22 protein-coding genes are annotated in these 22732 nt (G+C 73.0%); 16 read left to right on the forward strand and 6 right to left on the reverse strand.

Annotation, left to right across the window (positions count from 1 at the left end):
* Positions 1-67: 67 nt before the first annotated feature.
* The 6 genes from RUR_RS20105 (at position 68) to RUR_RS20130 (ending at position 8429) form a co-directional block, all read left to right on the forward strand.
* The gene (locus tag RUR_RS20105) at positions 68-1231 is read left to right on the forward strand and encodes a M20 family metallopeptidase (protein ID WP_283136635.1); all 1164 of its coding nucleotides are present in this window, start codon (positions 68-70) and stop codon (positions 1229-1231) included.
* A gap of 9 nt (positions 1232-1240) precedes the next feature.
* Entirely contained in the window at positions 1241-2833 is a 1593-nt protein-coding gene (locus RUR_RS20110; protein ID WP_283136636.1) for an ABC transporter substrate-binding protein, read from the forward strand.
* A 2-nt stretch (positions 2834-2835) separates the two neighbouring features.
* The gene (locus RUR_RS20115) at positions 2836-3801 is read left to right on the forward strand and encodes an ABC transporter permease (protein WP_283136637.1); all 966 of its coding nucleotides are present in this window, start codon (positions 2836-2838) and stop codon (positions 3799-3801) included.
* A gap of 2 nt (positions 3802-3803) precedes the next feature.
* Positions 3804-5648, forward strand: a complete 1845-nt coding sequence (locus RUR_RS20120) for a dipeptide/oligopeptide/nickel ABC transporter permease/ATP-binding protein (RefSeq protein ID WP_283136638.1) — start codon at positions 3804-3806, stop codon at positions 5646-5648.
* A gap of 94 nt (positions 5649-5742) precedes the next feature.
* On the forward strand, positions 5743-6507 hold the full coding sequence (locus RUR_RS20125; protein WP_283136639.1) for an ABC transporter ATP-binding protein: 765 nt from the start codon (positions 5743-5745) through the stop codon (positions 6505-6507).
* Positions 6504-8429, forward strand: a complete 1926-nt coding sequence (locus tag RUR_RS20130) for a CocE/NonD family hydrolase (protein WP_283136640.1) — start codon at positions 6504-6506, stop codon at positions 8427-8429. Before RUR_RS20125 ends, RUR_RS20130 begins: the two co-directional genes overlap by 4 nt.
* 309 nt (positions 8430-8738) lie before the next feature.
* Here the strand turns inward: RUR_RS20130 and RUR_RS20135 are convergent, their stop codons facing one another.
* Together RUR_RS20135 and RUR_RS20140 are read right to left on the reverse strand one after the other, a co-directional pair.
* Positions 8739-9413, reverse strand: a complete 675-nt coding sequence (locus RUR_RS20135) for a TetR/AcrR family transcriptional regulator (protein ID WP_283136641.1) — start codon at positions 9411-9413, stop codon at positions 8739-8741.
* Positions 9414-9423: 10 nt separating this feature from the next.
* Positions 9424-10230, reverse strand: a complete 807-nt coding sequence (locus RUR_RS20140) for a GNAT family N-acetyltransferase (protein WP_283136642.1) — start codon at positions 10228-10230, stop codon at positions 9424-9426.
* Positions 10231-10439: 209 nt separating this feature from the next.
* Here RUR_RS20140 and RUR_RS20145 point away from each other — a divergent pair, with 209 nt between their 5' ends.
* From RUR_RS20145 to RUR_RS20165, 5 genes are all read left to right on the forward strand, one after another.
* Positions 10440-10796, forward strand: coding sequence for a hypothetical protein (locus RUR_RS20145; RefSeq protein WP_283136643.1), 357 nt, complete (start codon positions 10440-10442; stop codon positions 10794-10796).
* A gap of 269 nt (positions 10797-11065) precedes the next feature.
* Positions 11066-11425, forward strand: coding sequence for a hypothetical protein (locus tag RUR_RS20150; protein WP_283136644.1), 360 nt, complete (start codon positions 11066-11068; stop codon positions 11423-11425).
* Between the two features lie 178 nt (positions 11426-11603).
* Positions 11604-11873: a metal-sensitive transcriptional regulator gene (locus RUR_RS20155; protein WP_283136645.1), complete on the forward strand. Its 270-nt coding sequence runs from the start codon at positions 11604-11606 to the stop codon at positions 11871-11873.
* 87 nt (positions 11874-11960) lie between these two features.
* Positions 11961-13301 (forward strand): MBL fold metallo-hydrolase, encoded by a 1341-nt coding sequence (locus RUR_RS20160; RefSeq protein ID WP_283136646.1) that lies wholly within the window; start codon positions 11961-11963, stop codon positions 13299-13301.
* Positions 13302-13336: 35 nt separating this feature from the next.
* Positions 13337-13924: a rhodanese-like domain-containing protein gene (locus RUR_RS20165; protein WP_283136647.1), complete on the forward strand. Its 588-nt coding sequence runs from the start codon at positions 13337-13339 to the stop codon at positions 13922-13924.
* 20 nt (positions 13925-13944) lie between these two features.
* On the opposite strand, the gene RUR_RS20170 is transcribed toward RUR_RS20165, so the two are convergent.
* The 3 genes from RUR_RS20170 to RUR_RS20180 form a co-directional block, all read right to left on the reverse strand.
* Positions 13945-14562 carry a TetR/AcrR family transcriptional regulator gene (locus tag RUR_RS20170; RefSeq protein WP_283136648.1) on the reverse strand — a complete coding sequence of 206 codons (618 nt, stop codon included), beginning with the start codon at positions 14560-14562 and terminating at the stop codon, positions 13945-13947.
* Positions 14563-14582: 20 nt separating this feature from the next.
* Positions 14583-16001, reverse strand: coding sequence for an MFS transporter (locus RUR_RS20175; RefSeq protein ID WP_283136649.1), 1419 nt, complete (start codon positions 15999-16001; stop codon positions 14583-14585).
* Positions 16002-16236: 235 nt separating this feature from the next.
* Positions 16237-16785 (reverse strand): DUF6010 family protein, encoded by a 549-nt coding sequence (locus RUR_RS20180; protein WP_283136650.1) that lies wholly within the window; start codon positions 16783-16785, stop codon positions 16237-16239.
* Between the two features lie 443 nt (positions 16786-17228).
* Here RUR_RS20180 and RUR_RS20185 point away from each other — a divergent pair, with 443 nt between their 5' ends.
* The 4 genes from RUR_RS20185 to menC are packed head-to-tail and all read left to right on the forward strand — an operon-like array spanning position 17229 to position 21299.
* On the forward strand, positions 17229-18269 hold the full coding sequence (locus RUR_RS20185; RefSeq protein ID WP_283136651.1) for a dipeptidase: 1041 nt from the start codon (positions 17229-17231) through the stop codon (positions 18267-18269).
* A complete protein-coding gene (locus RUR_RS20190) occupies positions 18266-19375 on the forward strand; it encodes a M20 family metallopeptidase (protein WP_283136652.1) in 1110 nt (369 codons plus the stop codon). Before RUR_RS20185 ends, RUR_RS20190 begins: the two co-directional genes overlap by 4 nt.
* Positions 19372-20151 carry a GNAT family N-acetyltransferase gene (locus tag RUR_RS20195; protein WP_283136653.1) on the forward strand — a complete coding sequence of 260 codons (780 nt, stop codon included), beginning with the start codon at positions 19372-19374 and terminating at the stop codon, positions 20149-20151. Before RUR_RS20190 ends, RUR_RS20195 begins: the two co-directional genes overlap by 4 nt.
* 47 nt (positions 20152-20198) lie before the next feature.
* A complete protein-coding gene (menC, locus tag RUR_RS20200) occupies positions 20199-21299 on the forward strand; it encodes an o-succinylbenzoate synthase (RefSeq protein ID WP_283136654.1) in 1101 nt (366 codons plus the stop codon).
* A gap of 67 nt (positions 21300-21366) precedes the next feature.
* Here the strand turns inward: menC and RUR_RS20205 are convergent, their stop codons facing one another.
* Positions 21367-22008, reverse strand: a complete 642-nt coding sequence (locus tag RUR_RS20205) for a hypothetical protein (protein WP_283136655.1) — start codon at positions 22006-22008, stop codon at positions 21367-21369.
* Between the two features lie 160 nt (positions 22009-22168).
* Here RUR_RS20205 and RUR_RS20210 point away from each other — a divergent pair, with 160 nt between their 5' ends.
* The gene (locus RUR_RS20210) at positions 22169-22723 is read left to right on the forward strand and encodes a hypothetical protein (protein WP_283136656.1); all 555 of its coding nucleotides are present in this window, start codon (positions 22169-22171) and stop codon (positions 22721-22723) included.
* The last annotated feature ends 9 nt before the right edge of the window (positions 22724-22732 follow it).

Genomic DNA, 22732 nt, shown 5'->3' on the forward strand with positions numbered 1-22732 from the left:
CGGCGCGCGGATCCGGTCGGGGGGCCGTCTCAGATAACACGATCGATCGATCGATTGAGGAGTGGACATGGATGACCCTGGAATCGAGGAAAACCGGCTGGCCCGCACCCTGATGGAGCTCATCGCGGTGCCCAGCGTCAACCCGTTCGGCGAACCCGGCGGGCCCTGCGAGGTCGCGGCCGCCGACTACCTGGCCGGGCGGCTCGCCTCGCTCGGCTGGCGTACCGAGATCACCGAGTACGCCCCCGGCCGCGCCAACGTCCTGGCGACCCTCCCCGGCGCACGGGGGGACGGCCGTCCCCCCGTCGTCCTCGCCGGGCACCTGGACACCGTCGGCGTCGAGGCGTACGACCAGCCCTTCCGGGCCCGGCTGGCCGACCGGCGCATCCACGGCCGGGGCGCCTGCGACATGAAGGCCGCGATCGCCTGCTACGTGGAGGTCGCCGAAGTCCTCGCCGAGCGGGGTCTGCCGCTCGCGGGCGACCTGATCATCGCCGGGGTGGGCGACGAGGAGTACCGGCAGGAAGGGGCGAAGGCCGCCCGCGCCGACCTGCCCGGCGACGCGGTCGTGATCATCGGCGAACCGACCGAACTGCGGATCTGCACCGCCAGCAAGGGCCTGGCCGTCTACACCCTGACGACGACCGGGCAGGCCACCCACGGCAGCGTCCCCGGCTCCGGCCGCAACGCCATCCTCGACATGGCCGAGGCGCTGCGGGCCGTCACCGGGCACGCCCAAGACCTCGCCAAGACCGCGCACCCGCTGCTCGGCCCACCGGTCCTCAACGTCGGGGTGATCCGCGGCGGCACCCAGGCCAACGTCGTCCCGCCCCGGTGCGACGTCGAGATCTCCCGGCGGCTGCTCCCCGGGGAGACCCCCGAGTCGGCCCGCGACCTGCTGGACGCCGCGCTCACCGCGCACCTCGGCCCCGCCGGGGACTGGGAGCTGTCGCCGGCCTGGTGGTCGGTCGACCCGTACGAGAACCCCGACGCCGAATTCCTCGCCGACCTGCGGCGCTGCGTGGCCGGCTCCCCCGCTCCCGTCGGGTTCCCCGCCAGCTCCGACGCGCCCTACTTCGGCGCCCCGGCCATCATCTACGGCCCCGGATCCCTCGACCAGGCGCACAGCCTCGACGAATGGGTCGACCTCGACCAGATGATCACCGCCACCTCCGTCTACCTCGAGTTCATCACCGCACGACTCGGCTCCCCGGCGCCGGGTACCCCGTAGGAGCACACCGTGAGAAAGTCCCCCACCCTGGCGGTGCTCGCCGCCGCCGCGGTCCTCCTGACCGGCTGCCAGGCCGGTCGGGAGGCCGCGGGATCCCCGGGAGCCGACGTCAAGGACGGCACGTTCACGATCAGCCTGCCCGCCGCGCCGGGCAACCTCGACCCCCACCAGAACGCCACCTACGTGCCGGCGTTCCTCACCTCGCTCGCCTACGAGAGCCTGGTCTTCGTCGGCGGGGACTCGGTGATCCGCCCCCGGCTGGCCGAATCCTGGACGCAGACGCCGACCTCGGTCACCTACAAGCTCCGCAGCGGGGTGACCTGCGCGGACGGCACCCCCCTCACCGCGAAGGACGTGGCCGCGAACTACGCCTACGTCGCCGACCCGAAGAACAAGTCGCCGCTGCTCGGCGGAGGCCTGCCCACCGGCACCAAGGCCGTCGCCGACCCCGCGGCGGGCACCGTCACCCTCACCACGCCGGCCCCCAACAGCTTCCTGGTCCAGGCCACCGGCTCCATCGGGATCGTCTGCCCGGCCGGGCTCGCCGACCGGTCCCGGCTCACCCACGGCACCCTGGGGACCGGACTCTTCCAGCTCAGCACCGCCGTCGACAACGACAACTACACCTTCACCCGCCGCCAGGGGTACACCTGGGGGCACGACGGGACCACCTCCGACACCCCCGGGGTGCCCAAGACCGTCGTCGTGAAGATCATCCCCAACCAGACCACCGTCGCCAACCTCCTCCTGTCCGGCCAGCTCACCGCCGGGCCCGCCACCGGCCCCGACCGCACCCGGCTGGAGGCGGCCGGGTTCACCGCGGTCCCGAGCCGGGGGCCGACCGTGCAGATGTGGTTCAACCACGCCCCGGGCCGGGTCACCTCCGACGAGCGGGTCCGCCGCGCCGTCGCCATGGCCTTCGACGTGCCGCGCATCGCCAAGGTCGCCGGAGGCGGCTGGGGACTCGCCCCCAAGCGGCTCACCGCCGCCGAACCGCCCGCCTGCCCGCAGGACACGGTGACGGGCAACACGCCGGCCTTCGACGTCGCCGGGGCGAACGCCCTCCTGGACGAGGCAGGCTGGCGGAAGGGACCCGACGGCATCCGGGTCAAGGACGGCCGCAAGCTCACCCTCTCCCTGATCTGGGGGCGGGACCTGGGCGACCCCACCGCGGTCTCCGCGGCGGCCGACCTGACCGCCGGCGACCTCAAGGCCATCGGGGCCGAGGTCGTCCCCCGCGGCGTCACCGACGTCGCCACCGGTGAGATCCTCTTCGGCACGAGCGACTACGACATCAGCTGGATCCCGATCTTCGTCTCACTGCCCACCCGGTTCCTCGGTTTCGTCTCCGGGCCCAAACCGCCGAACGGCACCAACTTCCCGAACACCGACCTGTCCGAGGTCCCGGCGCTGGCGAAGAAGGCCAACGGGCTCACAGGCGCGGAGTCGTGCGAAACCTGGAACGAGATCGAACGGCTCTACCTGCGGTCCACCGCGGTGGTGCCCGTCCTGGACTCCGACAACGCCGTGCTCACCCGGGGCGCCACCTTCGAGCTGAGCAACCTGCGCATCGTGCCCACCACGATCCGGATCACCGGCTAGCCGTGGCGACCCCGACCGCGGCCCCCTCCAGGGGGCGGTACCTCGCCCGGCGGGTCCTCCGGCTGCTGGTCTCGCTGTGGATCGTCCTGACGCTGTCGTTCCTCATGGTGCACCTCATCCCCGGCGACCCGGCCCGGGCCTCGCTCGGGCTCACCGCCCCGCAGGAGCTGGTGGAGTCCCGCCGGGCCGAGCTCGGCCTGGACCGGCCGCTGCCCGTGCAGTACCTCACCTACCTGGGTGATCTGGCCCGAGGAGACCTCGGCGTCTCCTTCACCTCCCGGCTCCCCGTAAGCCGGCTGATCGGGGAACGCATCCTGGCCACCCTGCACCTCGCCGGGCTCGCCCTGGTGGTCGTCCTGATCGCCGGGGTCGCGGCCGGGCTCCTCGCCACGGTCGTCGCCCACAGCGGACGGCATCGCGGCACCGACCTGGCGTTCTCCGGCGGCAGCGGGGTCCTCGTCGCGATGCCCGAGTTCGTGACCGCGGTCGGCCTGGTGGCCGCCTTCGGGGTGACCCTCCGCTGGCTGCCGGTGGCCGGGCTGGCCGGCCCCGACTCCTACCTGCTGCCGGTCCTCGCCCTCGCCTCCGGACCCGCCGCCGCGCTCGCCCGGATCGTCCGCGCGGAGGGGCTGCGCGTGCTGGACCTGGAGTACATCCGCACCGCCCGGGCCAAACGCCTCACCCGGTCGCGGCTCTACCTCCGGCACGCGCTGCCGAACTGCCTCACCGCGACCCTCACCGTCGCCGGGCTCACCCTCAGCAGTCTGGTGGCCGGGACCGTGCTCATCGAGAACGTCTTCGCCTGGCCCGGCCTCGGCTCGGCGATCGTCTCCTCCATCACCCAGAAGGACTACCCCCTCACCCAAGGCCTGATCCTGGTCTTGAGCGGCATCGTCCTGCTCGTCAACTTCGCCGTCGACCTGCTCATCATGGCCGTCGACCCGCGCTCGGCGCTCGGGGAGGTGTGACGGTGTCCCCGCTTGCCCGGTTCACCGCCTGGGCGGGACTGGCGATCCTGGTCGCCGTCGCCGTGCTGGCGCCGATCCTGCTGGACGGGCCCGCCGGTCGGATCGACCCGGCGAACGCGCTGCTGCCGCCCGGCGGCGGCCACCCGCTCGGCACCGACGAACTCGGCCGGGACGTGCTCGCGCGGGTCCTGGTCGCCACCCGGCTCTCCCTGGGCATCAGCGTCACCGCGACCGCGCTCGGGGTCGCCCTCGGCGTGCTCGTCGGGGCGCTCCCCGCGGTCGTCGGCCGCCGGGCCGCAAGGCTGATCGGCGCGGGCGTCAACCTCGCCGTGGCCTTCCCCGCGCTGCTGCTCGCCCTCTTCGTCGCCGCGATCACCGGCGGCGGGGTGTACGGGTCGACCCTGGTGATCGCGCTGGCGCTCGCCCCGGTCTTCGCCCGGCTCACCCAGACCCTCGCCGCGTCGGTGCAGGGCGCCGAGTACGTGGCCGCCGCCCGGCTGCTGGGCGTGGGCCGCGCCCGGCTGCTTCTGCGGCACGTCGTCCCCAATGTGGCCGGGCCGATCCTGGTCACCGCCATGATCGGCATCAGCGGCGCGCTGATCGTCCTGTCCGGCCTGTCGTTCCTCGGCCTCGGCGTCCAATCCCCCGACGTCGACTGGGGCGTGCTGCTCAACCAGGCCCTCAACCGCATGTACACCAACCCCGCCTACGCCCTGGCGCCGGCGGCGGCCGTGGTCGTCGGCGGGCTCGTCTTCAGCCTCGTCGGGGACGCGCTCGCCGTCACGCTCGGCCTGCAGCCGCCGCCGCCGCGCCGCGGCGGCCGTACCCCGCGGCGGGCCGCCGCCGTCGGCGACCCCGGCGGGGCGCTGGTCCACGCCGAGCGGCTGGCGGTGACCGTCCCGCTGCCGAACGGCGCGGACGTCCGCGCCGTCCGCGACGTCACCTTCACCGTGGCGCCCGGCGAGCGGGTCGGCGTGGTCGGCGAATCCGGCTGCGGCAAGACCATGACCGCGCTCGCCGTCGCCGGGCTCACCGGACCGGAGGCCAGGATCGGGGCCGACCGGCTGGAGGTCCTCGGCGAACCCCTGCCGCCGGGCGGCCGGGGGGCCGGGCGCAGGCTCCGGCGGACGCTCGGCACCTCGCTCGCCTTCGTGTTCCAGGACCCGCTCGGCTCGTTCAACCCGGTGTCCCGGATCGGCGGCCAGCTCGCCGAGGTCGCCGTCGTGCACGCCGGGCTCACCCGGCGGGACGCGCTGCGCCGCGCCGTCACCCGGCTCGCCGACGTGCGGATCGCCGACCCCGAACGCGTCGCCCGCCGGTACCCGCACGAGCTCTCCGGCGGCATGCTGCAGCGCGGCATGATCGCCATGGGGCTGATGAACCGGCCCCGGCTGATCGTCGCCGACGAGCCCACCACCGCGCTCGACGTCACGGTGCAGCGGGAGGTCCTCGCGCTCCTGGACCGGGTGTGCGGCGAGACCGGGGCGGGGCTCCTGCTCATCTCGCACGACCTCGCGGTGGTCGCGCAGACCTGCGAGCGGGTCCTGGTCATGTACGCGGGCCGGATCGTGGAGGACCTCCCCGTCGCCGCGCTCACCACCGGCCCGGCCCACCCCTACACCCGGGTCCTGCTCGCCTCCGTGGTGGACATGGCCACCGACCGGTCCCGGCCGCTGGCGGCGATCCCCGGCCGGCCGCCCGACGCCACGGCCGACCCGCCCGGATGCGCGTTCGCGCCGCGCTGCCCGCGCGCCGCCGGCCGGTGCGCGACCGAACTCCCCGAACTCATCCCGGTCGGCGACGGCCACCGCGCCGCCTGCTGGCATCCGATCGGAGACACCGCATGAACCCGCGCCCGTCCCGCGCCGCCGAAGCCGGGTACGGCGAGCCCGCGCGAGCCCGTACCGCGCCCCGCCACTCCGGTCGCGGAGGAGGTGCGGCGTGCGCGGCGACGACCTGCTGATCGACGACGTGACCGTCCGGTACGGCGGATTCACCGCGGTGGACGGCGTCACCCTGCACGTGCCCGCCGGGCAGGCGGCCGGGCTGGTCGGCGAATCCGGCAGCGGCAAGTCGACGCTCGCCCGCGCGGTCATCGGGCTGGTCCCGGCGGCCTCCGGGCGGATCCTGGTCGGCGGGGGCGCGACGACGGTCCGGCGCGGCGGCCCGTCCCCGGTCCAGCCGGTGTTCCAGAACCCGTACGCCTCGCTCAACCCCCGGATGACCGTGGGCGACTCCATCGGGGAGGCGCTGCGCTGGCGGCGTCCCGGCCGGGAGGGGCTCCGCCGGCTGATCGGGGAGGCGCTCGACCGGGTGGGGCTGGAACCCGGCCATGCGAGGCACCTGCCGCGGCGGCTCTCCGGCGGGCAGCGGCAACGGGTGGCGATCGCCCGGGCCCTCGCCGCCGAGCCGCGGGTCCTGGTCGCCGACGAGATCACCTCCGCACTGGACGTCTCGGTGCAGGCCGCCGTGCTGAACCTCGTCAACGAGCTGCGGACCGGGCTCGGCCTCACCCTGCTCTTCATCTCGCACAACCTGGCGGCGGTCCGCTACGTGTGCGACTCGGTCACCGTGCTGCACGGGGGCCGGGTCGTGGAGAGCGGTCCGACGGAGGAGCTGACCCGCTCCCCCTCCGCCCCCTACACCCGAGCTCTGCTGGAGGCGGTGCCGCGGCTGCCCGCCCCGGACAAGGAGGCAACCACGTGACCCCCGACTTCCGCGACGTCGTCGTCCCCCTACCGGACGGAACCGCCCTCGCCGGGCGGCTTCTCCTCCCCGAGGGGGACGGGCCCTTCCCGGTGCTGCTCAGCCTCTACCCCTATCGCAAGGACGACTTCATCGGCTCGTCCAACGCCTACTCGGCCGCCTACTTCGCGCAAGCCGGGTACGCCTCCCTCCTGGTCGACCTGCGCGGGCACGGAGGTTCCGGCGGGCGGGCCTACCAGGCCTGGGATCCGCGGGAGCACCTCGACGGCGAGGAGGTGGTCGCCTGGGCCGCCGCCCAGGACTGGTCCACCGGGAACGTGGGGATGTGGGGGGCCTCCTACGGCGGCGCGACCTCGTTCGGCGTCGCCGCGCGCCGGCCGCCCGCGCTCAAGGCGATCGCGAGCGTCTACGGCGCCGCCGACATCTACCACGACTTCGTCTACCCCGGAGGCTGCCCCAACGCGCTGGGCGCCTCCGCGTGGGGGGCGCTCATGCTGGCGCTCGAACTCGCCCCGCCCAGCCTGCAGGACCCCGGCGGGCGGTGGCTGGAGGCCTGGCGGGAGCGGCTGACCCGGCTCGACGACGGGGACTTCTCCCATCTGGTCTGGCCGGCCCACCCCGGCTACGACGAGTACTGGCGGGAGCGGGCCGTCCCCATCGAGAAGATCACCGTGCCCAGCCTCTTCGTGTCGGGCTGGCGCGACCTGCTCTGCCAGGCCATGCTGCACGCCTATGCGCGGTGCACCGCCCCCAAGCGCCTGCTCGTCGGACCGTGGACGCACACCGCGCCCGACATGGCGGCGGAGGCCCCGTACGACTATCTGCGCGAACTGCGGTACTGGTGGGACCGCTGGCTGATCGACCCCGACGAGCCCGACGACCGCCCGGGCGTCGTCTACTACGTGCAAGGCGCCGGCGAGTGGCGTTCGGCCGACCGGTGGCCGCCCGGCCCCGAGGACACGGTGCTCCACCTCGGCCCCGGCTCCGGGCTGACCGCCGGGGAACCGGCGGAGGAGGTCCGCGACGAGTACGCCGCCACCGCGCTCGTCGGCACCGAGGCCGGGCTCTGGTACCCCATGGGCGTGGCGTTCGCGGCCTCGGTGCTGAACCAGGCCGCCGACGACGCCAGATCCCTCGCCTACACCACCGGCGAACTCCCCCAGGACCTCGACCTCTGCGGCGCCCCCCGCGCACGGCTCCGCGTGGCGCGCCGCGCCGGGGAGCAGGTCAACCTGGCCGTCAAGCTGTGCGCGGTGGCACCGGACGGCGCCTCCGTCCTCATCACCTCCGGCTGGCACCGGATCGCCCCGTCCGAGGACGCGGGCGCCGCCGAGGTCGAGGTGGAGCTGTATCCCACCGCGTACCGGATACCGCTCGGGCACCGGCTCCGCCTCACCGTCGCCTGCGCCGACTTCCCCCGGATCTGGCCGACGGCGCAGACTCCGGTCATCACCGTGCTCTCCGACGCCGCGCACCCCTCCGGCCTGCGCCTGCCCCTGCACGCGCCGGGCGCCGACGGCTCCGCGCCGCGCGCCGTACCCCTGCCCGAACCCGGGGTGAACCGGGCTCCGCAGGTCGTCCGGGCCGCGCCCGTCTACCGGATCACCCGGGACGTCGCCCGGGACGGCTTCTCGGTCACGGCCGGGATGAGTGTGGAGCTCGCCCTCGCCCAAGGCGGGACGTTCGCCCTGGAGCACGAGGTGACGGCCTCGATGGAGAACGCCCGGCCGGCGGCGGCGTCGGTCCGCACCCGGGCCGCCCTGGTGCTGCGGCTCGCCGGGGGCGAGGAGTTCACGGTGCACACCGGCGGCCAGGCCGCCGCGGGCCGCCGCCACCTCAGCGGGCGGGTCGCCGCCGGCGGGGAGACCGTGTACGAGCGGCGGTGGACCACGATCAACGGAAGGCCGGTGGGGTCGTCCTGACCGCGGGCTCGACGCCGTGGTCCTCCCGCGCGGGAGGACCACGGCGTCGGTGCCCCGCAGAAGGACCGGGCGGCACGGTCGAGTCGGGCCGCTCGTCGTCCGCCCCATGCCTTCGAACCGCCGCAGGCCGTACCTGTCACCCGCAACCCGGCGAGAACGACCGGAGCGTGTACGGGCTGCGCCGGCGCGGCGAGCCTTCAGGTTCGAGCCGCCGCAGGCCGTACCGGATCGTCGCGGTGCGAAGCCGTGACCGACCGCGTCGGCCGCCTCCGGCGGAAACGGCCTCGGGCCGTACCCCGCTCCCGGCGATCAGGTGGCGGGGCGGTCCGGCAGGTAGTGGGTGGGGGCGGGGAGGGTGAGGTCGTCGCGTCGGATCGGCACGCCGCCCGGCCGCGAGGCGCGCACCAGCCCCAGCGCCAGGTCGGAGTAGGCGTGGCAGAGCCGGGTCAGGGAGAGCTCGCCCCCGGCGGAGAACCAGTGGGAGACCCCCGTCGCCATCTGCACCAGGGAACGCGCGGTGAGGTCGGGGTTGAGGGTGTCGAACACCCCGGTCTCCACCCCGCGATGGATCACGACGTGCCAGGACCGCTCGTACTCGTCCCTGAGCCGGACCATCTGGGCGCGTCGCTCCGCCGGGAGTGCACGCAGCTCGGTGTCGCTGACCAGGGTGCCGAGGGTGTCGCTCGCGTGCAGCCAGACGTGGTGCTCCACGAGCGTGGCCAGGCAGACCGACGGGTCGTCGATCTCAGATATGATCTTGAGGGCGGCGTCCCGCAGCGGCGTGATCGTCCCCAGCATGACCTCGACCAGCAGGTCGTCCTTGTTGGTCATGTAGTGGTAGAGGGTCGAGGTGGTCAGCCCGGCGGCGGAGGCGATGTCGCGGATGCCGGTGCCGTTGAACCCGCGCTCGGCGAAGAGGCCGACGGCGGCCCTGGTGACCCGTTCTCTGGTCGAGCGATCCTCCCCGTGACCGGCACGCACCACAGGAACTCTCCTAATGACGGACTGGGCCGACGGATCGATCGAAGGCTAGCACGTCCGAGGTGCCGCTCCAGATCGTCTGACGCTCCAGCAAACGGAAGCCGAGCGCCTCGTAGACGCCCATGCCCATCGGCGACGATTGCAGGAACGCGCGCCGGGAACCCCGGGTGAAGGCGTCCGCGAGCACGGCGGCGGTCAGCGCCGCGCCGTACCCCCGGCGGCGGTGGGCGGGGTCGGTCACGATGCCGCCCACCGACACGTGTTCCCGCGCGGCGAACCCCAGTCCCGTCACCACGGCCCGCCCGCCGACCTCGCCCACGTAGGCGGCGTTGCCGGGGAGTTCGAAGAGCCGGGGGCTGAGGTAGTCCCGGGCGACCGCCGGGGACAGGCCGAGACCGTCGGCGACGAAGCCGGCGACGATCCCGGCCTCCCCCGGGTCCAGCCGCCGGACGGTGAGCTCTTCGGGTTCGGGCGGCCGGCGCAGGTCGTCCCGGTCCAGGACGAGCAGGGGCAGTTCCCCAAGGAGGGTGAACCCGCGGTCGGCGGCCATGGCGCGGAGCGCGTCGCCGGCGCCGGGACGGAGCCGCAGCGAGTGCGGGAGCCCGGTGGCGGCGATCCGGTCCAGCAGGCCGGCGACCACCTCGGGGTCGGAGTCGGCCCGGAGCGCGAACACCCCGTTGAGGGACGCGTCGTCGAGGTTGCTCACCGATGCGACGGCGCCGTCCGCCTTGGTGATCCAGCCGCCGGGGCGGATCCGGACCGCCGCTTCGCCCAGGGCGATCTGTGCCGCCGCCACTTCCGCCGCGACCGTCTCGGACATGCTCCCGCCTCCTTGCCGATCGATCGATCGATCGATCGGAACCTATCATGCCACACACCCACCCGATCGGGCCAGGGGACCCCCCCTTGCACCGGCGATCGTCTCCGCGCACACTCGGGAAGCGACCCCTCCGAGAGAGCCGGGAACAGTGGCGCCCTCCCGGCGCGGGGAGGCCGCGGAGAGATGAACCGCCCAACAGGAGGATCGTGATGCGCAAACCCCCCGCCGCTGTACGCCGTCGTCTCACCGCCCTCGGCATCGCTCTCGTCACCGCCGCGAGCGGGCTCCTCGCGCTCCAGTCACCCGCGCAGGCCACCCCGCCGGTCTGCGACCGGGTCCGGCACTACGAGATCGCTCCAAGCCAGGATATTTACGCGTACAACTACCTGATCTGCGAGAACAGACCAACGCGTTTCAGCCCGGTGGCCATTGAGCGCTACGACCCGGCCACCGGAACATGGTCGGAGGTCGCACGGGGTTCGGGGACCGCGGTCTACTCCTGCAACGGCTATTCGCCCAACCTCTACCGGTTCATGAGCCAGGTGTTCGCCCACAACTGTGCCTGATCAGCCGCCCCCGCACCGTTTCGTCCGCCCGGCCTGATCGAATCGGACTCCGTCCAGGGCGATCCCGCTGGACGGAGGGCCGGGCGACGCACGGCTCGTCGGTCCGCACACCCACCCGATCGGGCCGGGGGGACTCCCCTTGCGCTGAAGATCGGTTGGACGCACACTCAGGGAGTGGCTTCCCACCGAGACGGGTGAACAGGGTCGCTTTCGCACTGAGGACGGATGTCGCGAGAAAGAGGAATCGTCCAAGGGAGGAAAGGATCGCCATGCGCAGACCCCCGGCCTCGGCCCGCCGTCACCTTCTTGCCGCCGGCGTCGCGCTCGTCACCGCCGCGACCGGGCTGCTCGCGCAGCAGTCACCCGCGCAGGCCGGATCGGCCAACTGCCGGCCGACCAGGTACTTCCAGGTCGACCCCGCAACGCATGACATCACCGCACACAACTACGTGAACTGTGCGAACGGGACGAAGTATGTCCTGCCGGTGAGCATCGACCGCTGGAACCCGGCCACCGGAACGTGGTCGACGGTGGCGAGCGGTCACGGGACCGTCGTCTACCACTGCAACGGCTGGTCCCCCAACGTCTACCGGTTCATGACCCAGCAGTTCTCCCTCGCCTGCTCCTGACATCGTCCGCCACCGGACGCCGTACAGGTACGGCCGCGCGGCGCGCCGACGGTCCGCCCCTCGCGGCCGACACCCGAGCGCGCCGCATCCCGGAGCCCGGCAGGTCCCTCCCGTCCGGGCCGGATCGAGGGACCGGGGCCGTTTTGCCGCCTGGTACCCCCCTGGGTATATTTGGGATATGGAGATAGATAAGTCGACAATCGGCGACGCGATCTCCCGCCTGCGCCGAGCGCACGGTCAACTCGGCGGCGTCATCGCGATGATCGAGGCCGGAGAGGACTGCGCGAAGGTGCTCACCCAGCTCGCGGCGGTCTCCAAGGCGCTGGACCGCGCCGGGTTCAAGATCGTCGCCAGTGGGTTGCGACACTGCCAGGCCGCCCGGGAGCGCGGCGACGACGCCCCGATGAGCGTCGAGGAGCTGGAGAAGCTGTTCCTCTCCCTCGCCTAGAACCGGCGCCGACACGGCGACGGGTCCGGCCCGGCAACCGCCTTCCAGATACCCACCGGGGTATATAGCACGTTGAAAGGGTCCGCGATGAAGATCACCTCGTTCCGCACCCCAGGCCTCGGGGACCAGAGCCACCTGCTCGTCCACGAAGGCCGAGGGATCCTCGTCGACCCCCAGCGCGACATCGACCGCTTCCTCGCCGCGGCGGCGGAACAGGACGTGGAGCTCCGTTTCGTCCTCGAAACCCACCTGCACAACGACTACGTCTCCGGCGCCGAGCAGGCGGCGCTGCGCACCGGCGCCGAGCTCGTCCTCCCCGCCGCGGCGGCCCCGGCCTACCCGCATACCCCCGCCTTCCACCTGGAGGACATCCACGGCGAGGCCGGGCTGAGCATCCGCCCCGTCCACACCCCCGGTCACACCCCCGAACACACCAGCTACCTCGTGCTCATCGACGGCGAGCCGGTCGCGGTGTTCTCCGGCGGAAGCCTGCTGGTCTCCTCCGCCGGCCGCCCCGACCTGCTCGGCCGGGAGCGTGCCCGGACCCTCGCCAAGCTGCAGTACGGCTCGCTGCACCGGCTGGCGGAGCTGCCCGGCGAGGTACGACTCCTCCCCACCCACGGCGAGGGGTCGTTCTGCACCGCCACCGGCGCAGGCCGCCACACCTCCACCATCGCCGCCGAGATCGCGGGCAATCCGCTGCTCGCCATCGGCGACGCCGAGACCTTCGCCGACGAGCTGCTGGCGGCGCCCCTGCCGATCCCCGCGTTCTACCGGTACATGGGTCCCGCCAACATCCTCGGGGTTCCGCCCATGCCGCCGCTGACCGTGCCCGAACTCACCGTAGCCGACCTGCCCGGCCTGCCCGAGGGCACCCGGCTCGTCGACATCCGGCCCCGCGCCGATCAGGCGGCCGGGCTGATCCCCGGCTCGCTCGGGATCGAGCTCAGGGCCGACTTCGGCAGCTGGGCGGGGTGGCTGCTGCCGTACCGGACGCCCGTGGTCCTCGTCGCCGGCCCCGGTCAGGACACGGCGGAGGCGATCGTCCAGCTCGCCCAGATCGGCGTCGACTCCGTGCTCGGTGTCCTCGCCGACACCGGGGACGCCGCCGTGCAGACGTTCGAGCTGCTGGACCCGGTGGCGTTCGCCGCCCGGCTGACCGGGCCCGACGCCCAGCTGCTGGACGTCCGGGCCCCCGCCGAGCACGCGGCCGTCGCGCTGCCCGGCGCGATCCACCGGTACCTGCCCGACCTGGTCACCCAGGGCATCCCCGCCGAGCTCGATCCCACCCGGCCCGTCCTGGTCGCCTGCGGGACCGGCCGCCGCGCGAGCATCGCGGCCACCCTGCTGCTCGCCGCCGGATACCGCCCGGTCGTCCTCGACGGAGCCGGCGTCCCCGACCTGGCCGAACGGCTCGCCACCACCTGACGTCCCGTCACCCCGAGAAAGGAACCGTCCCCGCCATGTCCGCACCGACCGGAGTCGACGTCCCCACCGCCCGCTCCCTGATCGAAACCAACCCGGAGGTGCTGCTCGTCGACGTCCGCACCCCCGGCGAGTTCGCCGCCGGCCACATCCCCGGCGCCGTCAACCTCCCCCTTGACCAGGTGAACCGGTACCCGCGCCGCATCGCCCAGGAAACCGAGGGCACCCTGCTGCTGATCTGCCAGACCGGCGGCCGGGCGCGCCAGGCCCAGCGCACCCTGACCCAGGAGGGCCGTGACGGCACCCTGGTCCTTGAGGGCGGGATGGCCGCGTGGACCGCCGCGTCCGCGCCCGTCGCGTCCCAGCCCGGCGGACGACCCCGCTGGGCGCTGGACCGTCAGGTCCGTCTCGTCGCCGGCGGCGTGGTCACCGCTTCGCTCCTGGTCGGCCTGCGCCTGCCCCGGGCCCGGCTCGTCGCCGGGTTCGTCGGCGCCGGACTGGTCTTCTCCGCCGTCACCGGAACCTGCGCGATGGGCGCGGCACTCGCCAAGCTGCCCTACAACCGCGACCCCGGCTTCGACCTCGACAAGGCCCTGGCCCTGCTCACCCCCGGCCGGACACGCTGAAGGCGGGTACGGGAAAGCCGTCAGGCCGGAGGGGACAGCGCCGACCCCAGGGTGGACCTCAGCAGGCCGGGGGCCTCGCCGGAGGACAACCGACCGGCCTCGACCTCGTCACCCGCCGTGTGGATGAGGCTGAAGACGACGGTGACCATCCAGCCGATCGGCTGGTCCCGCCGGAAGACGCCCTGCTCCCGCCCTCGGGCGATCAGCTTCTCCACGCGCTGGAACACGGGGTCGTGCTGCTCGGAAAGCCACTCCGAGCCGAGTTCGGACAACGCGTGGACGCGTAACTTGCGGTACCGGTCGAGGACCCGCCAGGTGGCGCCGATCACCCGCGCCAGCATCCGGTCCGCGGGCGCGTCCCCGTCGGTGAGCTCGGCGTCCATCGACTGCTCGGCCTGGGCCATCGAGTGCCGGACGAGAGCTTGGAGCAGCGCCGCGCGGGAGGGGAAGTGCGCGTAGACGGTGACGCGGCCGAGCCCCGCCGAGCGCGCGACGTCGGCCATGCTGACGCCGGCGTTGGTGCTGAACAGCTCAAGGGCCGTGGCCATGATGGTGGAGATGTTGCGCTCGGCGTCGGCCCGGCGGGGTGAGGTGTCCTCATCCTGCCGGGCCGGCGGCATACGGCTCGCGCGTCCCATGGTCGCCAAGTTTAGGCGCCTCAGTGGACGTGGGACCCCTGGGGCAACGTGGCCTTGCCGCGCGGGACCAGCACCGTCGCGACGACCGCGGCCACGGTCGCCGCGATCGCCGCGACGGTGTAGGCATCGGTGAAGGCCGGTACCGAGCGGTACTGGATGCCGGCGGCGGCGACGGTGGAGACGACGGCGACTCCGAGGGCCCCACCCACCTCGTGGAAGGTGTTGACGATCCCCGAGGCGATCCCGGCCTCGTGATGGGGGACGAAGCCCAGCGCGGTGGTGGTGGCGGCGACGAACACCGGGACGACCCCGCTGGCTCCGACGACCAATCCGACGACGATTCCGGCCGTGTCCTCGAGCAGGATCAGCAGTACGGCGCCGATCGCCGCCACAAGCAGCCCGGCCACCGCGGTGGAGCGGGCCCCGATCCGGCCGATCAGCCGCCCCGCCAGATGACCGCCCACGGCTGTGGCGAGGGCGACCGGCAGGAACAGCACCCCGGTGACCATGGCCGACAGGCCCTTGAGGTGCTGAAGGTGCAGCGAACCGAGGAAAACGAAGCCGAGCAGCAGCCCCGTACCGATCAACATCAGGAACGCCCCGGTCGCGACGGGCCGCCGGATCAGGACGCGCACGTCCGTCAGAGGCACCCTGACCACCCGCTCCACCAGGACGAACGCCGCGTACAGGACGATCGCTCCGGCCAGGGGGACCAACACGGCGGCCGAACCCCAGCCCGCGTCGCCGACCTTGACCACACCGTAGATGAGCGCTCCGGTCGCGCCGGTGACGAGTACCGCGCCGGGCAGGTCGATCCGCCGGGAGCCGTGCGCCGTCGCGGTGGGGATGAGGCGGGGCAGCCAGGCGAGCACGACCAGTCCGACGGGGATGTTGACGAGGAACGCCCATCTCCAGCCGGGGCCTGCGGTGAGGACGCCGCCGAGCAGGGCACCGGCCGCGAATCCCACGCCGCCGAGCGCGGCCCAGACACCGAGTGCCTTGTTGCGCTCCGCCCCGTGGAAGCGGCGCGTGATCGTGGCCAGGGCGGCCGGGGACAGCAGGGCGGCGCCCACGCCTTGGGCGAGTCGCCCGCCGATGAGGACGGCGGCCGTATCGGCCCAGCCGGTGACCAGGGAGGCGAGGGTGAAGACGGCCAGCCCTGCCACCAGAACCGGCCGGGGACCGAAGGCGTCGGTGAGACGGCCGCCCAGGAGCATCAAGCCGCCGAAGCACAGGGTGTAGCCGGTCACCGCCCAGGTCATCGTCTCCCGGTCGAGGTCCAGCTGGGCTCCGATGCCGGGCAGGGCGACGTTGATCACCGTCACGTCCAGGATCAGCATGAACTGCGCGACGCACAGCAGAACCAGCGCGGTCCACCGGCGTGGATCCGGTGGTGCCGGAGCGGTGTGGGGATCGGCGGCAGGGGTGGGGTGGGACATCGGAACTCCCTCTGGACCTAAACCGTACAGGTGTGTACGAGTTATTATCCACATTAACCCGTACAAGTGTGTACGGGTTTTCGGTGAGTTCTCGTCGATCAGCCGCTCAGGCCGGACAAACATCCGTCCGAGTCGCCAAAGCCGCCGGCGTGACGGGGATGAAGGCCGGCGCGAGCCGTACACACGGGCGGTACGGCGGACGCGCACCCCGCGGCGACGCCCAGGGCGTCCCCGGTCAGGTGAGGCGGGGGTCGGCCCCCTCCGATGCGGGGCCCGGACCGGCATGGGGAGCCGCCTCCCCGCGAGACCGGCCGAAGGAGACCAGGCGCCGCCGGTGTGTTCGGTAGGCGAGGTATCCGGCGACCACGAGGTCGTAGTACACGCATGCGACCGGGAGATCGATCAACACCGGCGCCATGTGCCGCGCGACGGCCAGGTCCCACACGGGATGCAGCGTCCACGCGGCGACCAGGAACCACGGGGTCCGGAACACCCCCAGCACGGCGAGGAGCGCCACAACCGCAAGCGCCGCGTACTCCATCCCGCCGTGCCCGAGGTACGTCGGCGCGAGGATCACCACCGTCACCCCCGCCCAGGCCGCGAGCTCAACCCGGTCGGGCAACAGGCTCAGCGCGGCCGTGATCGCCACCCCCATCGGCACCGCGAACGGGATGAGCAGGCCCGCCCGCGCGGCCGCCCCGATGCCGTACGACGTCGCCACCGCGACCGCCGCGACGTACAGCACCTGTCCGGCAACCGGCCATGCGCGTGCCGTCACCCTCATGCCGACGCTCCGTGGCACCATGCCTCCCTGTCGTCCCGCGCGACGACGATCCGCCGACGCCGATCACCGAGATGTGAACACAGACTCCGGAGAGCCTGTCCGTGTCGGTTCAGTCGCCTGCGGAACCCTTTTGGTTCCCGGCATACGAGTGATGACGCAACCCGCTCCCGCAGGGAGGCGGCACCATGCGGGGGGACGGATCAGGATGGGCGGGCGGCCCGTACCGGGAGGACGGTCCGGGCGACGACTAAGCCGCCCACCGGCCGTACCCCCGCGGAGAACCCGGCCGGAGGCGTCACCCGTTCCGGAGAAGCCCCCCGCCGGAAAGCCGGTGATCTTTGGCCGACTGGACGAATAGTCGCCCACGTCTTGAGCATTCTCCATGAATCATCACCGGCGGCTCTGCCCTACCGTCGGAGGAAACAGTCATCGGAGGGTGTCACGTGTTCGCCGAGCTCCACCACCGCGCCGTCGTCGCGGATACTCACAACGACCTCTTGATGTCGGTCGCCGCCCGGCCGCCGGAGCGGTGGGCGTCCTACTTCCGGGACCGGTGGCTGCCCCAGCTCCGCGACGGCGGGGTGGACCTGCAGGTCCTGCCGGTGTTCATCGACGATCGGTACCGGCCGGACGGCGCCCTCCGGGAGACCCTGCGGATGATCGAGGCCGCGCACACGCTGGCCGAGGGCAACCCCGGCGAGGTGCGGCTCTGCCGGGATGGGGCCGAGATCGGCGCCGCGCTGGCCGACGGGAGGATCGCGCTGGTCCTGGCGCTGGAGAGCGCGCCCGGGATCGACGCCAACGTGGAGCTCTTCCCGACGCTGCACCGGCTCGGGGTGCGGGTCGCCTCGATCGCGCACTGGGGTCGCACCCCGCTGGCGGACGGCAGCGGCGAGGACGCCGCCGGGAGCCGGCTCACCTCCCACGGGGTGGAGGCGGTCAAGGAGATGGAACGCCTCGGCATGGTCTTCGACGTCTCCCACCTGGGCGTCGGCGGCGTGGAGCACGTGCTGGAGCTGGCGACCAGGCCGGTCATGGCCACCCACTCCGCGGCCCGCGCGCTCCGCGACCACCACCGCAACCTCAGCGACGCGCAGCTGCGCGGGGTCGCCGCCACCGGCGGGGTGGTCTGCGTGAACTTCTTCCCCGGCTTCCTGTCCGACGACCCCGGCGACTACACGGTGGAGCGGATCGCCGACCACATCGAGCATGTGTCCACGGTCGCCGGGATCGACCACGTGGGCCTGGGCCCGGACTTCGTCCACGAGGTCACGGTCGACCTCACCCCGCCGTGCTGCGAGGGGGACCTCGCCTACGGGGACATCGACCCGCTGGCGATCGTGCCCGGCCTGGAGGGCCCGCGCGGGCTGCCGCTGGTCACCGAGATCCTGGTCAAGCGGGGCCTCCCCGACGAGGACATCGTCAAGATCCTCGGCGGGAACGTGCTGCGGCTGTTCCAGGCGGAGCTGGGACGGCCGGCGTGACCCTCGAACGGATGCTGGCCGACCTGGAGGAGCTGGTCGTCTGCGAGTCCTTCTCCAGCGACCTGGCCGCGGTCGCCCGGAGCGCCAAGGTCGTCACCGAGACGGGCACCCGCCTGCTCGGCGCGCCCCCCGAGACGCTCGTCGTCGACGGCGTCACCCACCTGAAGTGGTCGTTCGGGACGCCGCGGGTGCTGCTCCTGGGCCACCACGACACGGTCTGGCCGATCGGCTCCCTGCAGACCCACCCGTGGTCGGTCGTGAACGGGATCGCCCGGGGCCCGGGCGTCTTCGACATGAAGGGCGGCCTGGTGCAGATGTTCCACGCGCTCGCCGCCCTCCCCTCACTCGACGGCGTGTGCGTCCTGGTCACCGGGGACGAGGAGCTCGGCTCCCTCACCTCCCGGTCCCTGATCGAGGACACGGCGCGGGGCTGCCGCGCGGCGTTCGTCCTGGAGGCGAGCGGGCCCGGCGGGGCGTTGAAGATCGCTCGCAAGGGCACCTCGATGTACCGGGTCGCCGTGCGCGGACGGGCCGCCCACGCGGGGCTCGACCCGGAGAAGGGCGTCAACGCCGGGGTCGAGCTCGCCCACCAGGTCCTGGCGATCGGGGAGATCGCCGCGCGGGTCGCCCACGCGGAGCCCGGGCCGCTCGGACCGGTCACGGTCACGCCGACCGTGTTCTCCGCCGGGACCACCACCAACACCGTCCCGGCCGAGGCGAGCGTCGACGTGGACGTCCGTACCCCCACGGTGGACGCCCAGGACCAGGTGGACGCGCTGATGCGGGCGCTCACCCCCAAGCTCGCCGGCGCCCGGCTGGAGGTGCTCGGCGGACCGAACCGGCCGCCGCTTGCGGCCGAGTCCTCCCGGGAGCTCTTCGCCCTCGCCCGGCGGATCGCGACCGAGCTGGAACTGGCGCCGATCACCGGTATGGGGGTGGGCGGGGCCTCCGACGGGAACTTCACCGCCGGGGTCGGCTGCCCGACCCTGGACGGGCTCGGCGCGGTCGGCGGCGGCGCCCACGCCGACGACGAGCATCTGGTTGTCGCCGAGCTGCCGGGCCGGACGGCGCTGCTGACCGCTCTGGTGGCGGCGGTGCTCCGATGAACGACATCGCGGTGCGCGTCCTGCACACCTCCGCGGAGTTCGAGGAGGCCTGCCTGTTCTTCGGCGGCATCTGGAGCGCCGACCCCGGCGGCGGGCCGTTCCCGGCCGATCTCATGCGCGCGATGGCCCACGCCGGGAACTACGTGGCCGGGGCCTTCCGCGGCGGCCGCATGGTCGGCGCCTCCGCCGGGTTCTTCGGCGCCCCCGTGGGGGAGGTACTGCACTCGCACATCACCGGGACCCTGGCCGGGCAGGGGATCGGGTTCGCGCTCAAGTCGCACCAGCGCGAGTGGGCGCTCGCCCGGGGTCTGAGCCGGATCACCTGGACCTACGACCCGCTGATCCGGCGGAACGCCTACTTCAACACGGTCAAGCTCGGCGCGCTCCCCGAGGAGTACCTGCCCTCGTTCTACGGGGTGATGACCGACTCGATCAACGCGGGCGACGAGTCCGACCGGATGCTGATGGTGTGGCGGCTGTCCGAGCCGCACGTGGCCGCCGCGGTCCGGGGGGAACGGTGGGCCGTCCAGGCCCCGCCGGACGCCGTGTACGGGCTGACCGAGGAGGCCGGGCTCCCGGTGCTCGGCCGTACCGACGCGTCCACGGTCCTGGTGTCCCTCCCCGCCGACGTCGAAGGGCTGCGCCGGACCGACCCGGGAGCCGCCAGGGCGTGGCGGTACGCGCTGCGCGAGGTCATGACCGGGCTCCTGGACCAGGGCGCCAAGGTCATCGGTTTTCACGACAAGTCCGCCTACATCGTTCAACGGACCGCCTAAGCAGGCGGGCAGATCGGAAGGAGTCGCGGCGTCAGCCGTACACCACCATGAAAGTCACCGGAATCGAACTGCGCCGGATCGCGATGCCGCTGGTCGCCCCGTTCCGCACCTCGTTCGGCGTCGAGCACGACCGCGACGTCCTCCTCGTCCGGGCCGTCACGCCCGACGCCGAGGGCTGGGGCGAGTGCGTGGCCATGACCGAACCGCTGTACTCCTCCGAGTACGTCGACGGCGCCGCCGAGGTGCTCCGCCGATTCCTGATCCCGGCGCTCCCCGAGGACGTGGACGCGTACCGCGTGGGCCGCGCGCTGGAGCCGTTCAAGGGGCACCGGATGGCCAAGGCCGCCCTGGAGACGGCGATCCTGGACGCCTGGCTCCGCACCTCCGGGGAGTCCTTCGGCCGTTTCCTCGGCGCGGCGGCCGATCGGGTGCCCTGCGGGGTCTCGGTCGGCATCATGGACTCCGTCCCCGAACTCCTGGACGCGGTGGCCGGGTACATCGACGAAGGGTACGTCCGGATCAAACTCAAGATCGAGCCGGGCTGGGACGTGGAGCCGGTCCGCGCGGTCCGGGAGCGGTTCGGCGACGACCTGCTCCTGCAGGTCGACGCCAACGCCGCCTACACCCTGGTGGACGCCCCGCACCTGGCCAGGCTCGACGCCTTCGGACTGCTCCTGATCGAGCAGCCGCTCGCCAACGACGACCTGGTGCAGCACGCGCAGCTCGCCAAGCGGCTCACGACCCCGATCTGCCTGGACGAGTCGATCGAGTCGGCCGAGCACGCCGCCGCGGCGATCACCCTCGGCGCCTGCTCGATCGTCAACATCAAGCCCGGGCGGATCGGCGGCTACCTGGAGGCCCGCCGGATCCACGACCTGTGCCGGGCCCACGGGATCGCGGTCTGGTGCGGCGGCATGCTGGAGACCGGTCTCGGCCGCGCCGCCAACGTCGCCCTCGCCGCGCTGCCCGGCTTCACCCTGCCCGGGGACACCTCCGGCTCCCGCCGGTACTACGCGACCGACATCACCGAGCCCTTCGTCCTGGAGGACGGCCACCTGCGGGTCCCCACCGGCCCCGGCCTCGGCGTCGATCCCATCCCCGCCGTTCTGGACGAGGTCACCGTCTCCACCGAGTGGATCACGCTGTAGCCCGGCCTCGTCACGCCTCCCCGTCTCCCCCTCGGGGAGGCGTGCCCGGTTTCACCGCGGGTACGGCCTAGGCGCAGACCCCGCGGATCGCGCAGACCTTGGCCGCCATCTTCCGGGCGGACTTCTCGAAGGGCTTGACCTGGGTCCAGGTCGTCCGCCCGATCTCGCCGCCGTCGGTGTAGAAGATCAACGCCTTGCCGCGGCGTACGGCGACGCCCCGCTCCCCGTGTACGCCGTACTTACCCGTCTCGTGGGCGCGGACGCGCAGGCCCCGGTCGCCGACGGCCAGACCGCTCGTCCAATAGGTCTGCACGCGGCCGGGGGCGAGCTTCTCGGTGCGGCAGCGGCGCAGATCGGCCTGGAGCCCGGCGAACGCGGCCTTGGCCGCCGCGGTGCTCCGATAGACCACCAGCTGTTCGTACTCACCGTAGGTCGGCTGGAAGTGGCCGATCGTCCGCGCGGCGACCCTGCCGACGTCGCGGGCCTTCCGGTACGCACACGGGTTGATCGGGAACGGGGTGCTCAGCTTGCTGTCCACCTCCCACCGCTCCTCGTCGCCGGGCTTACTCGGCTTCACCTTGGGCTCCAGCAGCAGGAAGCCCTTCGGGATCGCCGTGAGCTCCGCCTGCTCGGCCACCGCCGCGCCGCCGCCGAGCACGGTGATCAAGGTCGCGCCGACCGCCGCGATGGTCGTTCTCCGTCGAAACACTGTCGTCATCCTTTCCTCCGCCGGTTGGACTCCGGCCGAGGTTCTGAAGTTCACGGGGAACTTTGCCCGATCCGTCTGGATGCGGGCTTGAGGAAGCCCTGCAGCGCACCCCCAGCCGTTTACAGGTGGGCTGCAAGTACCGGCGGCCAGCGTGGGCGTCATGCCCCGGAAGAGAAGAACGCCGACAGGGACCGACCAGGGGCGGCAGGGTGCCGCGAAGCGGCCGTCCGGCACCGGTGGAGGCGGCGGGGCGACGGTCAACCTGATCCTCTGCGGCCTCCTGCTCGTCGTCCTGGTGGGCGCGGGCATCGCGATCACCGCGACCGACGTGCGGCTGGCGCTCGGCCACACGGGCACCCTCGGCACCGCGACCGTCACCTCCTGCACCCCCGTCCGCAAGGGGCTCCACTGCACCGCGCATTTCGCGTTCGACGACCGGGCAAGGGAGCCCATCCTCGTCGACACCGTCGCGGACGTGCAGGTGGGCGAGGTCTTCCCGGCCGTGCTCACCCCCGAGGAAGACCTGGTGCTGCCCGCGGGGACGCGCGGCGTATGGCGGGCGATCCTGCCCCTTGTCGCCATCCCCTTCGGCATCGCCCTCATCGCGTTCCTCTCCGCCCTGGTGATCCGCTCCAGAAAGGGGATCCTGTGGACGGGGGCGCTGCTCCTGCCGCCGACCATCGCGATGATCATCGGGTTCGTCGCCGGGTCGTGAACCCCTCCG

It is taken from the genome of Rhizohabitans arisaemae, from assembly GCF_025996515.1.
Classification (GTDB): Bacteria; Actinomycetota; Actinomycetes; order Streptosporangiales; family Streptosporangiaceae; genus Rhizohabitans; species Rhizohabitans arisaemae.